Source organism: Pseudoalteromonas shioyasakiensis, assembly GCA_013391845.1.
Classification (GTDB): Bacteria; Pseudomonadota; Gammaproteobacteria; order Enterobacterales; family Alteromonadaceae; genus Pseudoalteromonas; species Pseudoalteromonas apostichopi.
In genome coordinates this window covers 3,563,260-3,578,312 of sequence record CP058414.1, presented here as the reverse complement: position 1 = coordinate 3,578,312, position 15,053 = coordinate 3,563,260, and the positions used below count along the sequence as shown (strand labels likewise).

The 15,053-nt window shown below is 40.5% G+C and carries 15 protein-coding genes; 5 read left to right on the top strand and 10 right to left on the bottom strand.

The features are described 5' to 3' along the window. The first annotated feature begins 63 nt into the window (after positions 1–63). Together HYD28_16360 and HYD28_16355 are read left to right on the top strand one after the other, a co-directional pair. Complete coding sequence (locus HYD28_16360; protein ID QLE10401.1) at positions 64–933, top strand: hypothetical protein; 870 nt, start codon at positions 64–66, stop codon at positions 931–933. Positions 934–998: 65 nt separating this feature from the next. Next, a complete protein-coding gene (locus HYD28_16355) occupies positions 999–1,364 on the top strand; it encodes a hypothetical protein (protein ID QLE10400.1) in 366 nt (121 codons plus the stop codon). 39 nt (positions 1,365–1,403) lie between these two features. Here the strand turns inward: HYD28_16355 and HYD28_16350 are convergent, their stop codons facing one another. The 6 genes from HYD28_16350 to HYD28_16325 all read right to left on the bottom strand — a co-directional run bounded on the left by HYD28_16350 (position 1,404) and on the right by HYD28_16325 (position 7,079). After that, positions 1,404–3,974 (bottom strand): M1 family metallopeptidase, encoded by a 2,571-nt coding sequence (locus tag HYD28_16350; protein QLE10399.1) that lies wholly within the window; start codon positions 3,972–3,974, stop codon positions 1,404–1,406. Between the two features lie 112 nt (positions 3,975–4,086). Beyond that, positions 4,087–4,764, bottom strand: a complete 678-nt coding sequence (locus tag HYD28_16345; protein QLE10398.1) for a hypothetical protein — start codon at positions 4,762–4,764, stop codon at positions 4,087–4,089. Positions 4,765–5,142: 378 nt separating this feature from the next. Continuing rightward, a complete protein-coding gene (locus tag HYD28_16340) occupies positions 5,143–5,493 on the bottom strand; it encodes a DUF2750 domain-containing protein (protein ID QLE10397.1) in 351 nt (116 codons plus the stop codon). 17 nt (positions 5,494–5,510) lie between these two features. Beyond that, positions 5,511–6,089 (bottom strand): glutathione S-transferase family protein, encoded by a 579-nt coding sequence (locus HYD28_16335; GenBank protein QLE10396.1) that lies wholly within the window; start codon positions 6,087–6,089, stop codon positions 5,511–5,513. 60 nt (positions 6,090–6,149) lie between these two features. Next, entirely contained in the window at positions 6,150–6,431 is a 282-nt protein-coding gene (locus HYD28_16330) for a peptidylprolyl isomerase (protein QLE10395.1), read from the bottom strand. A gap of 72 nt (positions 6,432–6,503) precedes the next feature. After that, positions 6,504–7,079 (bottom strand): glutathione peroxidase, encoded by a 576-nt coding sequence (locus HYD28_16325; GenBank protein ID QLE10394.1) that lies wholly within the window; start codon positions 7,077–7,079, stop codon positions 6,504–6,506. Between the two features lie 75 nt (positions 7,080–7,154). On the opposite strand from HYD28_16325, the gene HYD28_16320 reads away from it, so the two are divergent. From HYD28_16320 to HYD28_16310, 3 genes are all read left to right on the top strand, one after another. Then, on the top strand, positions 7,155–7,646 hold the full coding sequence (locus HYD28_16320; GenBank protein QLE10393.1) for an N-acetyltransferase family protein: 492 nt from the start codon (positions 7,155–7,157) through the stop codon (positions 7,644–7,646). A gap of 142 nt (positions 7,647–7,788) precedes the next feature. Continuing rightward, a complete protein-coding gene (locus tag HYD28_16315) occupies positions 7,789–9,738 on the top strand; it encodes a response regulator (GenBank protein ID QLE10588.1) in 1,950 nt (649 codons plus the stop codon). Positions 9,739–9,757: 19 nt separating this feature from the next. Next, positions 9,758–10,885, top strand: coding sequence for a response regulator (locus HYD28_16310; protein QLE10392.1), 1,128 nt, complete (start codon positions 9,758–9,760; stop codon positions 10,883–10,885). Between the two features lie 14 nt (positions 10,886–10,899). On the opposite strand, the gene queG is transcribed toward HYD28_16310, so the two are convergent. From queG to HYD28_16290, 4 genes are all read right to left on the bottom strand, one after another. Then, entirely contained in the window at positions 10,900–12,033 is a 1,134-nt protein-coding gene (gene queG / locus HYD28_16305; protein ID QLE10587.1) for a tRNA epoxyqueuosine(34) reductase QueG, read from the bottom strand. Positions 12,034–12,104: 71 nt separating this feature from the next. Beyond that, positions 12,105–13,322, bottom strand: coding sequence for a methyl-accepting chemotaxis protein (locus HYD28_16300; GenBank protein ID QLE10586.1), 1,218 nt, complete (start codon positions 13,320–13,322; stop codon positions 12,105–12,107). Positions 13,323–13,406: 84 nt separating this feature from the next. After that, positions 13,407–14,105 carry a glycerophosphodiester phosphodiesterase gene (locus HYD28_16295; protein QLE10391.1) on the bottom strand — a complete coding sequence of 233 codons (699 nt, stop codon included), beginning with the start codon at positions 14,103–14,105 and terminating at the stop codon, positions 13,407–13,409. Then, positions 14,102–14,968, bottom strand: coding sequence for an EamA family transporter (locus HYD28_16290; GenBank protein QLE10390.1), 867 nt, complete (start codon positions 14,966–14,968; stop codon positions 14,102–14,104). The genes HYD28_16295 and HYD28_16290 overlap by 4 nt, the downstream gene beginning before the upstream one ends. Between the last annotated feature and the right edge of the window lie 85 nt (positions 14,969–15,053).

The window sequence follows — 15,053 nt, the reverse complement described above, 5'->3', positions numbered from 1 at the left end:
CAAGTGACTGGCGGATTAATTAACGCTATCATGGGCTGATAAAAATTAAAACGAGAGAACAACATGAAATTGATTTCGTCTTTACTTTTCGTCGCAGCAGGGACATTTTTTACCAGTCACTTACATGCAGCGATGCCTAAAAGCGAAATATTACTTGCCGAGTTAGACACCCCATATGGTATGCAGGTGTCGCGAGTAACAGATGATAAAGCTTATAATAATCAACCATTTTTAGTTGATACAGGGCTTTACTATACCCATGAGGTTGTTGACGAAAATGGCCAGTCACAAACCGATATTGCGTTTTATAACTTTACATCTAAGAGCAGCGTGAATATCACCAACACGCCTGTCAGTGAATACTCGCCTACGCTGATGCCAAATCAGCAAGCCTTGTCGGCAATCGTGGTCGAAGCAGATGGCAAGCAAAAGTTATGGCAGTATCCATTAGCAGAAGAATCTGTTGCTAGCCGAGTTTTTGAATGGATTGAGCCGGTTGGCTACCACGCTTGGGGCGCTGATGAAGATCTGATTATGTTCATCTTAGGTGAGCCGCATACGTTGCAATACACTCGTGTTGCAGCTGCTAAACCGCGTGTCATTGCCGGTGATATTGGCCGTACTTTAATTTTTGATGAACACACAAACAGTTATTTGTTTAGTTATAACAAAGATAGCCAAAACTGGGTTGCACGCTTTACGCCGCAAACTGAGGAAGTTAATGATTTATTTAGATTACCGGAGTCGGTGCAAGACTTTGCTTTAATTGACAAAGACACTGTAGCCTATGCGGTTAATAACCGAGTTCATAAGCGCAGTTTGACAGAGCCTGAAGTAGTATCACAGTGGCTCGATTTAAGACGCTTTTGTGAAGGTTCAATCTCGCGTTTAAATTACAAACAGAGCAAGCTGGCATTTGTATGTAATAAATGAGTAACGGTTTCAGCCTGATTGCTGTACTGTGGCTAAACTATCCACGTTATATGTAAGGAACGCCTTTGTCTTTTTCTGCCGAGCAAGTGAGTGTACAGCTGGTAAAAGCGGGCTGCCGCAGTAATTTTAAAATTAAGAATATTAACGAATTTATGCCAGCTAGCTCAAAAGAGGCATTTTATGTTCATGAGCAAAGTGGCCAAGCAAAAATCGTTATTAGACCTATTTTTGAAGTATTCAGTGCTGATTTCGAGTCAATAGAGGGCATTACGCGTATCAAAGACTACTTTCACAGTAGTGAAATGACCCGTTTTCCAACGCGCATTTATAAAAGTGCACAGCCCATTCATTATGGTATTGCATTTAAAGTCACCTCACCTGAAGCGGCTGAGCAATTTATAACTAAGTTAACTGCTATTTTAGCGCAATAAAAAAGGGCCACATTGTGGCCCTTTTCGTATTTGCTTTAATTAGCGTTTTAGGAAACTATTCACTGAATTTAACTCACGTTTTTTCAGTGCGATACAATCATTAACACTTTCTTCAAGCTTACTAAGAGAGCGAGCATAACCTGGTACTTCAGTGATTTTATCGTTGAAGAAGGTTTTAGTTTTCTCTAGGCTTTGCGCATCACAGCTTGCGGTTGTGAAGAATGGTAAGTTTGGAACAAAGAACGGAGGTAAGTTCTTAGTGATAGCATCGTAATTGTTGTAAATCCATTCAATAAACAGTGCTTCACGCTCTTTACCATAACCCAAACCACCTAATAACGTACGCATATCAGAGGCTGTTACGTTATCTGTTAAGCTGTACTCTAGAACCGCTTTTTGTAACTCAGGTTTACCAAAGTAACCCATCGCTGCCAGCATTTTAGTACGAACTTGAGGATCTTTGGTGGTTTTAAAGGTTTGCTTGTACTTTTCAAGTAACTTGGCATCACCATGGTAAGCCGCAAGGTTTAAGTAAGTTGATGCTAAATATGGGTCAACATTTTCAGGGTTGCTTAAGTACAACGCCGCTTGTGCTTTTGCGGTATCAATGACTTTTTGATCTTGGCCATCAAAACCTAAACGGGCAATAACTTGCGCACGTAATTGCGATACCGCAGCGTCTTCACCTACTTTTGCTGTTAAGCCATACTGCTTCGCCGCAGGTGCAATGCTGTTACGGATAAACTTAGGCCATAGGTCACGGTTGCTGTCGTCTTCGAATACGCGTTTTTGAGCAGCAAGGTAACCTAATGCTGTGTTTGCCACTAATGGGTGAGCATCACTCACAAAAGCTTCTAAAGTTTGCATTAAGTGAGCCGCAGAGATAACACCTGCATCAAGTAATGAATCAACTGCAGAAAGTAGCGCTAAGCGCTCACGCACCGTTAGCTTGTCAGCAGCATTCTCTAATAGAGCATTAAACTGTGCATCATTTAACACCCAACGGTAATAACCCATAGCCCCTTGATCTGGGTAGATCCACTCAGGTTCAAAGTCGAGAGTTAGTTGCTGTGTTTCTCTGTTCAGCAGTACACTTGCGGTTTTAACTTTGTCGCCCGCACCATACTTAATAGAAACCGGAACATTCCAAAGCTGTGCAGGTGCATCAACGCCAGCATTTACAAAGCGGCTTTGGCTGATATTAATTTTCTTACCATCTTGCGTTACTTTAATAAGAGGGAAAGATGATTGTTCGATAAACGATTTCAGAACACTTGCTACATCTTTATTAGACGCTTCGCCTAATGCTTGCCAAAGATCGGCTGCTTCTGCATTTTTATAAGAGAATTTCTTCAAATAAGCACGAATACCCTGTTGGAATGCCTCTTCGCCTATCCAGTTTTCAACCATAGATAACACTGCGCTGCCTTTACTGTAAGCAAGGCCTAAGCCATCCATGATATCTGCTTCGGTTTTGATTGGCTTACGAATAGGCTTAGTACTTAAACGCGCGTCTAATGCCATTACATAATTTTGTGGTAAGTCTAAGTGTGATTCAAACTCTGGGTTGATTTGCGCAGTGATCTTCGCTGCCATCCAGCTTGCGAACGCTTCGTTTAACCATAAGTCATTCCACCATTTCATGGTAACTAGGTTACCGTACCATTGGTGCGCTAATTCATGGGCAATGATTGATACATTACGCTCTTTTTTACTGCGCGTTGCTGTTGCTAGATCTACCAGTAAAATGTCTTCACGGTAAGTAACTAGACCAGCATTTTCCATCGCGCCAAATGGGAATTCTGGCACTGCCACTGAGTCTAGTTTTTTGTAAACGTAAGGAATGCCAAAATAATCTTCCAGTGCTTTTAACACTCGAGGCATATTTTCTTTTGCGTAGTCAGCAAGATGAATTTTACCTTGTGGAGTCAGAACGCGGCCAGGAATTGGCATGCCTTTAATTTCGAGCTCTTCAAATGGGCCGACAGCCATTGCTACTAAGTAAGAAGGAATCGGTGGTGTTTTGTCGAAAAAGTGCGTTGTCATATCGCCATCAACTTTGGTTTTTAATACCGGTGTATTGGCATACACTTTTTGTGATGTTGGCGCAGTGATTGTTAGTTGAAATGGAATTTTATAACTTGGCTCATCAAAAACAGGGAATGCGCGACGAGCATCACTCATTTCAAATTGTGTGAAAAGATAAGGCGTACCTTGATCTAGAGTTTTATATAAACCAACACTTTGACGGTTGTAAGGTGCTGTAAAATCAACTTTTAATGTGTATTTCCCAGGTTGAATTTTTTCATCACAAGAAAATTTAACTTTACCTGTTTTTAGCATTTCAGCGCTTAGGTCACAGTTTTCTGCACCTAAAATTTTTGCCATGCTAACGGCATAATCAATACCGTTTAATTCGATATAATTTGTCGCTTTTAGAACTTCTAGGGCAATTTCGGTATGACCAGAAAAATTGTCCTTTGCAGGATCAAGCGTAAGTGCTACTTGTTGTGAACTAGGCTTGGCAAGCTTTTCGATAACATATTCATTGGCATGGGCAGAGCTAACAGCAAGTGCAACACTCACCGTTAATAGGCATTTTAAGAACATAAGTATCCCTGATTTTTTGTTGTTAGAAAGGCACCTGCTATGAGGGGCGAATCACCATGCTATCAGGTTTTAATTTGAACAGTAATAAATAGTTAGTAACAAAGTTTGTCAGCTAATTATGGCGGTCGATGAAACGTTGCCAATGCAGTTGTGGGTTTATTTGTCGCACATTTTGTAGCACGGTATTTAATAACTGCATATCAATAAAGCGTTGCTCATTGTAATCTTTAAAACCAAGTAAGTAGTTAAAGGCGTCTTTACAGTTGGCTTGCAGTGCGTGAATGCGAACTTGTTGTTCAAAGTTAAGTCGTAAGCTACTAATCGCAGTTTTCATACCTTGTTGATCAACACTGGGAATAGCGCATTTTTGTAAATAACCAGCGCGTTCACCTTCACCAGAAAACCAAATACGCACTTTTTCGCTATAGCGACCTGATTTAGCAGGTAAATCAAACATCAGCCGTTGCTGGTTTTGTTCGCTTAAATAGCTTAAGTATTGGTTAAGTCCTGCATCGAGTAATGCATTGTGGATAGGCACATAGCGGGGCTTTATCTTGCCATGAGTATGAAAATCAAAGCAGCGGACACCATCTAGGGTGACAATATTATCAAGGGTTAAATGGCCAATTTCATCACTGTATGCACCGGTGTAGTAGGCAAATAAAGGAAGCCAAAAGTGCCAGTGCTTAGCTTGTTCACGCACCAAACGCTGATCACCGTAAATGTAACCATTATATAGGGTATGTAATTCCATAGCCGAAAAGGGCCTACGGCCAAGATGGGACTTCAACCTAATACCTTGATAATAAAGATGTGTCGAAGAGTATACCTGATATACCCAAACCTCCTCAAGATGCGAGTTTCAGTTGGAATTAAAAGCGATTTAGGCAAGGCATTGATTGCAAGTAATAGTGGTTCTATTGTTAAAATCAATAACGCAGTATAAATCGCTTTTAAACCAACCCTTCGGGCGCTTCACAGGCACTTACTCTCATCGTTGTTACTTTTTAAAAGGGACTGCCATTGTTGCAAAGTAACGCCTTGATATTAAGCACCTGTGAAACGCTGAATTCTGCATCTTGAGGAGGTTTGGGTATAAGTATCAAGTTTCCAGCTTAACGACACTGCTATAAAAGTAGCAGTGTCGTTGTAAGACTAAGGATTGCTATTAATCACAAAGCGCTTTAGCTAGACCAACCGGTTCGATTTCAACGCAAACTTGATCATCGTTCCAGTTTAAACCCACAAGTGCATCATCTTCGTTAAGGTCTTCAACCCACTCATCAAGAAATTCGTCTAGGCCAATTTCAACGGGCGTATAGTCTTGCCACTCATCTTTACATTGTGCTTTTGCAGCGTCTTCAGTGCCCCAAAGTAATAGCACATCTGTGTCGCTAAATTGGTTTGATTCACAGACAACAAAACCACCATCTTCGGCACCCAGTGCCCACATAGATTCGTTCAAACGAACTTTTTCTACAAAGCTAACTAATTCTGATTCAATTTCGATATCGCTCATTTGCGTAACCCTTATCTTTATATTCGTGGATCTGTTTGTTGTACCGCCGCTTTGTCGGCGAATTTATGATAAAAATCAACTAAGTTTTTTAGTTGGCTAAAATCAGTTAATTCACGGAAGCGGATCCAATCTAGCAAGCAGTATAAACTGATGTTGAGGTATTCACAGCTTTTAAATACTGGCTCTGATAAATGACTATTTAAATAGGCTAATGTTTCAACAATTCGTTCATTCTGTAAATTAAAAAATAGTTTGTCGCTGTTGGTATCAAACCCTGAACGCTGACAAAGTAAAATTTCTACCAGTGAATCATTGCAGGCATTGATAATGGTTAAATAGTTCTCTTGCTGCCAGCTAAGTAACGGCTGATCAGCTTTCTCGAGCAAGTAGCGAATAATTGAGTTGGAATCACATAAGGTAAAATCATGGTCGATTAATACAGGAATTTTTCTGGCAGGGTTGTGGGCAATCATGGTTTGTCTGTCTTGCTCAGAGAAAATATCCAAATTAATAAAATCAATAGGTAGGTTATTAAGTGCCGCCCAAATTCGAATACGGCGCACAAAAGGTGATGTGGTCGAGCCTAGTAATTGCATGATGGTATCCTTTGCAAAAAAAAGCCGCTGTGAAGCGGCTTTTTGAAATCAATTTGTAAATTAGTCAGTACGGCTTGTTACTTCTAGAAGGTGATAACCAAACTGGGTTTGCACTGGACCTTGTACTTGGTTAATTGGTGCAGAGAATACGACTTTGTCGAATTCAGGAACCATCATGCCAGGGCCAAACTCACCTAATGCACCGCCATCTTGACCTGATGGGCAATTAGAATGAGCACGAGCAAGTTCTGCAAAGTCAGCTCCTTGCTCAATTTGCTGTTTTAAATCTAAACAGTGAGCTTCACTGTCTACGAGAATGTGTCTTGCACTGGCTACTGCCATAACATCTCCTAATGTGTGTTTTAGTATTAAATTACTAGTTTAGTTCAATATTTACCGAACGAAAAATTAAATTTATTTTGCAGTCAGCTCAGCTTCAATTGCATCGCGTAAAGTCTGCGATTGTGGCTTGGTTTTACTGTTAAAGCGCTGCACTGTCTTACGATCTGCAGACACTAAGTATTTGTAAAAGTTCCAGTTAGGTGAGCTTGTAACTTCGTTTAAATGTTTGAATATGGGGTTTGCATCACTTCCGCGAACGGCACTGGTAGCCAACATATTAAAAGTCACCCCATAATTGATGAAACATACTTTTGCAGTGTCTTTTTCATCGTCTTCTTCTTGGAAAAAGTCATCAGATGGAAAACCCAATACAACTAAGCCCTGGTCTTTGTATTCCTTATGGAGAGCTTCTAAGCCTTCAAATTGACCTGTAAAGCCACAATTACTTGCGGTATTGACGATTAAAAGTGGTTTGTTTTTGAATTCGCAAAAATTAATAGACTCTTTCGAACGCAATTTCCTCATCGTAACATTGGTGAAATCGTCACATTGGCTGCTTGCTTTAGGCGCTTCTGCGGCTTCAGTGGTTTGTGCTGCAAGGTTTGTTGTTATTAGGCCTGCTGCAAGTAACAAGGCATATTTATACATAGTTATTTCCCGCTAGTTATTTGTGTTGAATATACGCTAATATGCGGCAAAGTGATCATTTAATTTCAGCTATTTATGACGATTCGAAAAGCAACACAAAACGATTTAACTGACATAGTCGCTATTTATAACGAGACCATTCCTGGGCGTATGGTAACCGCAGATACAGAAGAGGTATCGGTTGCAGACAAACAAGCTTGGTTTGAAAGTCACACAGAAAAAAGACCGATCTTTGTTTTTGAGCAACAAGGTAAAGTGCTCGCTTGGTTAAGCTATAAGTCTTTTTATGGCCGCCCAGCCTATGATGGTACTGTTGAAATTAGCATTTATATCACACAACAAGCTCAAGGGCAGGGGCTTGGAAAACAATTGCTTACATTTTCAGAACACCATGCAAAAACGCTCGGCATTAAGGTTTTGTTGGCCTTTATTTTTAGTCATAATCTACCAAGCATAAATCTGTTTAATCGTTTTAATTACAAGGTCTGGGGAGAACTTCCTGAGATTGCGATTATGGATAATAAAGCATACAGTCTGACAATTTTAGGTAAGCGTTTAGACAGTTAATTCGTTAAAAGCTAATAAAAAATGCGGTACAAATTGTGACCCATTGCGATTTTAGGCTACGCTAAAATAGGTATTTATTATTAAGCGAGTCTAGTCTACTGTGCGAAGAATTTTAATTGTTGATAGCAATAGTGTTTTAGCAATGCGGGTCAAGGTTCTACTTGAGCTCATTGGTTGTAGGGTTGAGCTATTACATTTTGCAATGGTCGATGATGCTGTTTTAGAGCAAGACTTTGATCTTGTGGCTGCGTCTCATGGTGTGCCAACCACAGTTATTAAAACGCTAATGGGGGTATTCTCACAAGAGCACTTCTTGCTGTTAGCGCCTAAAGCGCAGCGTAGTGATTTACTTGAACATTTTAGTGAAGTAAATCGCTTGTTACCTAATGCTGTGGTGATTTACCCCTTTTTTGCAAATAAAGAAATTAGCTCTTTATTAGAGGGGGTGCTTGAGTTAGAAAGTAACAATATTCTTCAACTTCCTACAGTACTTCTTGTTGACCATAGCGCAGAACGTTTGGCTCAAGTTGCCCTAAATCTCAAAGGGGCACATATTAAAACTTACACCGCAGATAACACAGCATCAGCTCTGGATGTTTTTAAAGAGCACAATATTGATTTACTCATCAGCGATTTTACTTTTCCTAATGGTACAGGCCTTGAGCTCTTTAATAAGCTCAAAACACATCAGCCAAATAGTCGTTGCTTGCTTTATACCTCAAAGCCTGACCAAGTCTCAATGGTAGCGGCTATTCGCCAAGGGGTGGAAGATGTTCTTATTAAGCCGGTTGATGATAATAGTTTATTGCAATCAGTACATAAACTTTGGCAAACCGAATTATTAAGACGCCACAACACTGAATTAGTTGAGCGTTTGCAAAATACCGTTGATGCACTCATTGAAAAAGACAGTTTACTTCGGGTCATTTTTAAACATACCCCAGATGCCATTATTTTATTTGAACGCGGTGGTAAGGTTATAGAAACTAACGACGCCTGTGAGCTGCTTTTTGAAAAACCGTTAAAAGAGTTTGAGAATTGCTCGGTATTTGAGTTTTTTGATGTTGCTTCAACTGAGCGAATTAAAGATAAGATCGCGACTTTAAATAAGAACCGTCAGTTTAGTTGTGACTTGCGACTACTCAAGAAAAACGGCAGCGAGGTACCTTTAGTTGGCTCGTTTAACGAAATTGATCATCATGGTGAAATAGCATTAGCGGTGATCTTTAAAAATGTAACGCACCTTAAAGAGAAAGAAGATTTACTCGTTGAAGCTAAAGACTTACTTGAAGAAGAGGTTAAAGCACGTACCGCACAGCTAGAGCATGCTAAAAATGTTGCTGAAGCAGCAAGCCATAGTAAATCTGAGTTTTTGGCTAATATGTCTCATGAGCTAAGAACCCCCATGCATTCAATTCTTAGCTTTGCTCGGTTTGGGCTTGATAAGGTTGCCAACGACGATTTAAGTAAAGACAAGTTAAACAAATACCTATCGAGAATTGAGCAAAGTGGTGAACGATTATTGTCGCTTCTAAATAACTTGCTCGATCTATCGAAACTTGATGTCGGGAAATTCCCGTTCAATCCGCAAAAGCATAACTTAAGCAATATTATAAAAACTAGTATTGATGATGTGTCAGGCACAGCCCTTGAAAGAAATATAGCAATTCGGCCGATAGGTTTTGAACAAGGTATTGTGCTTGATTGCGACGAAGAACAAGTGAACCAAATTATGCGTAACTTGATAGGTAATGCACTGAAATTTAGTGAACCGAATAGTGAAATTGATATTAGTTTAGCGGTCAATGAGCAGATGGCCGAAATCGCTGTTATTGACCGAGGAATAGGTATTCCTGAACAAGAGCTCGAAAAGATTTTTGCTAAGTTTGAGCAAAGCAGTAAAACCAACAGTGGTGCGGGAGGCACCGGGCTTGGATTAGCTATTTGTCGTGAATTTGTAGCCTTACATCAAGGCACTATTTCGGCAAGTAACAATGAGTACGGGGGCGCCACTATTTTGGTGCGGTTACCCTTAGAAATAGACTTGCCGCAACACTTGGCAAACGAGCAGCAATCTATATCGATCAATTAATAAAAGGGAAGAGATAATTATGGCCTTGAAACGTATTTTAGCGGTAGATGATGAACCATTTAATTTAGAGATAATTGAAGAGATCTTAGAGGATCTTGAATTTGAGTTGAAAATGGTTAATAGCGGCCCTGAATGTTTAGAAGTCGTAGAGAAGTTCGACCCACAAGTGATTTTACTTGATGTGAGTATGCCACAAATGAGTGGTTATGACGTATGCCGTAAGCTGAAAGAAAACCCTAATACGCAAAAAATTATTGTGATGTTTGTCTCAGCCAGAGGCACTGTTGAGGAGCGCATGGAAGGCTACTCCGTCGGAGCAGAAGACTACATTGTGAAGCCATTTAGCCATAATGAGCTCAAGCTTAAGCTACAGCATTTAAATCAAGTGCTGATTGAAAAAGAATCGCTAGAACAGCAAGTTGAAGATGCGACTTCAACTGCATTTAATGCTATGGCAAATAGCAGCGAAATGGGTCAAATTGTTAACTATATAGAGCATATAGGCTCGATTGATAATGAACAAGAACTCGGTAGAGCCTTTTTAAATTGCCTAAGCGCATTTGAGTTGCAAAGTAACGTTGAGTTTCGGTTACATAATGAAATATTACATTTTTCGGTGTCGGGTGTGTGTTCGCCAATTGTGATTGAGCTGTTTGAAATGCTGAAAAGTAAAGGGCGTTTGCATGAGTTCTCAAATCGGATTTTAGTTAACTATGAAATGATTAGTTTGCTTATCTTGAACATGCCGGAGCAAGATCCAGATAAACACGGTCGAATTCGAGATCATATTTGCTTTTTAGTGAGTGTTACTGAGCAGCAGCTTAAAGCGATTATTACAAAAAAAGAGCTCCTTGAGCAGCAACAACAATTGAATGATGCCGTGAGTAAGGTGCATAGTAAATTTACTGGCTTGATTGAGCTTTTAAACGAAAACCGTATCAATAACGAAGCGATTTTTAAGCAGCTTCAAGAAGATTTAGAGCAACGTATACCGACTATGGGCTTAGATGAAGATCAGGAGGTGTTTATCTACCAAAAGGTCGACGAAACCATTCAAAACTCAGTGGCCCGTGAAGAGTCGGTTAAAGGCGTAAAAGCGGCTTTTAAAGAGATTGAGAATGACCTATCGCAATTATTAAAACGATAGAGTAAAGCTAGCTATCAAGCATCTCTTGGCAGACCTTTTTCAACAATACGAATTAAGCGCGCAGTTTTACGAAGCTTTAACTGGCGCTTATTTTTTTGTTGAGCAAGTGCCCACTCGATATGCTCTGCGACTAAAGGCGTGGCTGTTGTTAATCTTTGCTCTAAAGCCTCGATTATTTGCTCGTGGTAATCAGCGTTACCGAGTCCTACTGCTAGGTTTCTTAACCAACGCTCGTGGCCAATACGGCGAATAGGGCTGCCTTCGGTATTTTTAAGAAAGGTTGCTTCATCCCATGCAAATAAAGTCAGTAAGTCTTGATCTTTAAGCTGCTTTCTTGGGTGAAAGTCAGCTTCATCGGTGAGCTGACCATAGCGATTCCATGGGCACACTAACTGGCAGTCATCACAGCCATAGACGCGATTACCTAATAGTGGGCGATACTCTTCTGGAATAGCGCCTTGCAACTCAATAGTAAGATAAGAGATACATTTACGGGCATCAACTACATAAGGCTCGACAATTGCACCAGTTGGGCACAGTGTCATACAGGCAACACATTTACCGCAACCTTCAAAACTATTTTCTTCATCAATAGGCAGCGGTATATCAACAAACAGCTCACCTAAAAAAAACCAAGATCCCGCTTCTTTATTGATTAATAAACTATGTTTTCCACGCCAACCTAAGCCTGCTTTTTCGGCCAGTTGCCTTTCAAGTACAGGGGCAGAGTCAACAAAAGGACGAAAACCGAGCTGGCCAACTTGCTGCTCTATTTGCTGGCCTAACTTTTTCAAACGGTTACGAATTAACTTGTGATAATCACGACCTAATGCATAGCGACTGATGTACGCTTTGTCGGTTTGTTTAAGGTTTTTAGCAAAACTCGCATCAGGCGGCAGGTAGTTCATTTTTACTGAGATGACTCGCTGCGTGCCAGGGACCAGCTCTGCAGGGCGCGCTCGCTTCATACCATGGGCTGCCATGTATTCCATCTCACCGTGATAGCCTAAATCTAACCAGCGTTGTAGCTGAGCTTCGTGCTTAGTTAGGTCAATATCAGTGATCCCGACTTCTGCAAAGCCAAGGTCTTTACCCCATTGCTTTATTTGCAGTGCGAGTTGTTCATAATCAATAGCGGGTGTTGTCACGGTCAATAAAAAAGTAGCCAAGAAGCGGCTACTTTAACATAGTTTGACTCAGAGCAGCAGTTAAAAGCCGATTACACAAAGCGTTTTAATTGCTCTTGGGTTTGTTGGCTTAGTTTGTGCGACTGTTGGCAATCCGCGAGTGATTCATCAATTTGTTGTTTCGCTTGCTCGCCTAAAGCAACTATTTGCTCAACCGTTTGATGAGTGTGGGTTTGGGTTTGCTCTAATAAGTGCACTGCGCTAACAATTTGCTGCAGTTGCTGTTGATTTTGCTCAAATTCACCAAGCATATTAGTAAAACCTGTAGAGGTATTACTAATCGCGGTTTCAGCTTCACTCGAATGGCTAATTAATTGCTCAGATTCTTTATTTGTTTCGCTTACCAGACTATTCATTTGATTAATAAAGTCACTGATCTGGCGGGTTGCGTCGTTCACTTTGACAGATAGCGATCTGACTTCATCGGCAACCACAGCAAAACCACGGCCGGCTTCACCAGCTCGTGCTGCTTCAATTGCAGCATTGAGAGCAAGCAAATTGGTTTGATCCGAAAACTCTTCGACCATTTTTAAAATAGTGCGAATATTTTCACTGTTTTCTTTGAGGCCAGATACTGTCGCTGAGAAGTTCCCCAAAATTTGGCTTATCATCGCGACTTTTTTAACCAGCGCCGATAGCTCAGTGGCCGAGTGCTTAACAAAGTTTAAGTGTTCATTATTAACGTGATGAACGCTGTCAGTATTGGCAGAGATATTCTCAAGGCTCGATGTTATTTGATTACTTGAGTCGGTAATTGTTTGGCTGAATTCTATTTGCTTGTGGCTCATCTGGGCGGTTTGCTGCATCGAGTGAGTCATCTTAGAGCTACTATCGGCACTGGCTTGTGCACTTTGATAAGTGGTGGCTAATAGTTTTGCTAAATGAGTCGTAAATGTATTGTACTGCTCACTTAAATCACGAAATTCATCGTAGGTAAAATGCGGTAGCTTGGCAGATAAATCAGCATCATGGCGATTGATTTGATCAAGTGTATCGCGCATGGCCTGCACCGGTCGTACAATCAAAAAGCGCATGTAGAAAATAGTAAAAATAAAACTCGCGACGATAATGAGCGCCATCAACCAAAACAGCCCCATACTCGCTTGTTGTTCTGAAAGACTGCTGTATAACCAGATCAAAGTAATCGCTTGAAACGCAAACACAAAACCTAAATTACCGACAATCTTACGTGTAAGGGTGTAAAAGAATGTTTGTTCGATAAAATTGTAAATGCGCATATAGCTACTCATTAAGGTGGTGTGTTGATTCATTTTGGCGTAATTTTTTATTATTCAATGTCACATAATTCAACAGTATAGCTTAGTTTTGTTGAGTTACAGTGACTGTAGTGTCATTTGTGTATGACATGGAAAATTAGTAAAAATACCATCTACGCCATACTCTAGCATTAATTCGATATCTTCTACTTTATCGACCGTGTAAGCATAAACTTGAAGGCCGCGTTGTTTTGCATCAGCAACAAATTCATGGTTTATAAAGTTTTTATCTACATGAATGCTATAGGCATGGAGTTTTTGCGCAAACTCGCTGTAATTAATAGGAATAGAAGCGGTGAGTGCGCCAATCTTTACCCAAGGCAGTTTTTGCTTTAGCCACATCAGTTGGTGATGATCGAACGAAGAGACTAACAGGTTATCCCTAGAAATTTTCCCGGTACTGACATTTGACTCAATAAGCTCAACAAACTTGTCTAACGAAAAAGTATGTTTGAGCTCTAGATTAAGTAGGGTTTTATCACCAACCCAATCGATTGCTTGCTGTAAAGTCGGCACACATTCGCCATTTCCTGCATCGTATTGCTGAATTTGCTCTTTTGAGCAGGCGTTTACTTTACCGCGACCTGAGGTTGTGCGATCAAGCCAAGTGTCATGAATAATCATGTAATCATCAAGGCAGCTTTGCACATCAATTTCGATACCATCTACTGCCAAGTCTACAGCGGCGATAATGGCGCTCTGGGTATTTTCTGGGTAGGTACCACTGGCACCTCTGTGAGCGAAAACTTTCATCATTGCTTATACCTGCGAGTCACTGACCATGTTTCATAAAAAGCGGCACTAATCACCATTGCGCCGCCAATAAGAGTGCTAATTGAAGGTTGCTCATGCAAAATCAAAAAAGCGAAAAACGTACCGTATAGAGGTTGCAAACACGATATCAAACCAGCGGTTGAAGCTGATAAGTTTTTTAAACTTGCTGCAAACAGTGAATGCGGTGCTGCTGTAAAAATAACCCCTACAGTAATTAATAACAGCCAATTAATTGTATCAACTTGTAATGGCGGCACTTCTACAAAGGCGCATAACATAATGCAGGCGATCCACGTTTGATAAAGCATGGTTTGTGGGCCACCATATTGACTAAAATAACGCTTGTGAACGATATTCCTAAAAGCAAAAAAGAACGCTGATAATATACCAATTGCAATTCCTAAGGTTACATCATTGCCTAAGCTGGCATCAGGAATAAGTAAATAAATACCCAGCATCACCACCAAGGCGCTAAAAATATCCTTGAGCTGCGGTTTGCTGCCATGAAAAAAAGGCTCTAAAAACACCGTGATAACAGGGTAAGTAAAAAAGGCAATCATACCGACAGCAATACCTGCCAATTGCATGCCTGCAAAGTAGGTGAGCCAATGAATTCCGACAGTTACACCAAGTAATAAGGCTATAAGGTAATCACGACGAGAGTGAAGCTTGATGGCTTTCTTTTGCAATGCGAGTAAGACCAGTAGCGCACAGCCTGCAATTGCTGTTCGGTAAACGGTAATATCTAATGCGCTCAGGCTAACCAGCTTGGCGAATAATGCAGTACCACCAAATAGGAGTACTGCAATGTGTAAGTACATTAGGCTTTGTTTGTGCGCCTGCATTACAAACCTTATTATTGTTGTTATTAACTCTCTTTTTAACGGTAATCCTTTACTTTGTAAACTCCCCAAATGGGCTAATCCATTC

Coding starts and splice junctions, on each gene's coding strand:
- HYD28_16320 (QLE10393.1), top strand. CDS start 7,155: ATGACGATTCGAAAAGCAACACAAAACGATTTAACTGACATAGTCGCT.
- HYD28_16310 (QLE10392.1), top strand. CDS start 9,758: ATGGCCTTGAAACGTATTTTAGCGGTAGATGATGAACCATTTAATTTA.
- HYD28_16335 (QLE10396.1), bottom strand. CDS start 6,089: ATGCAATTACTAGGCTCGACCACATCACCTTTTGTGCGCCGTATTCGA.
- HYD28_16295 (QLE10391.1), bottom strand. CDS start 14,105: ATGATGAAAGTTTTCGCTCACAGAGGTGCCAGTGGTACCTACCCAGAA.
- HYD28_16300 (QLE10586.1), bottom strand. CDS start 13,322: ATGAGTAGCTATATGCGCATTTACAATTTTATCGAACAAACATTCTTT.
- HYD28_16340 (QLE10397.1), bottom strand. CDS start 5,493: ATGAGCGATATCGAAATTGAATCAGAATTAGTTAGCTTTGTAGAAAAA.
- HYD28_16290 (QLE10390.1), bottom strand. CDS start 14,968: ATGCAGGCGCACAAACAAAGCCTAATGTACTTACACATTGCAGTACTC.
- HYD28_16360 (QLE10401.1), top strand. CDS start 64: ATGAAATTGATTTCGTCTTTACTTTTCGTCGCAGCAGGGACATTTTTT.
- HYD28_16350 (QLE10399.1), bottom strand. CDS start 3,974: ATGTTCTTAAAATGCCTATTAACGGTGAGTGTTGCACTTGCTGTTAGC.
- HYD28_16330 (QLE10395.1), bottom strand. CDS start 6,431: ATGGCAGTAGCCAGTGCAAGACACATTCTCGTAGACAGTGAAGCTCAC.
- HYD28_16325 (QLE10394.1), bottom strand. CDS start 7,079: ATGTATAAATATGCCTTGTTACTTGCAGCAGGCCTAATAACAACAAAC.
- HYD28_16315 (QLE10588.1), top strand. CDS start 7,789: ATGCGGGTCAAGGTTCTACTTGAGCTCATTGGTTGTAGGGTTGAGCTA.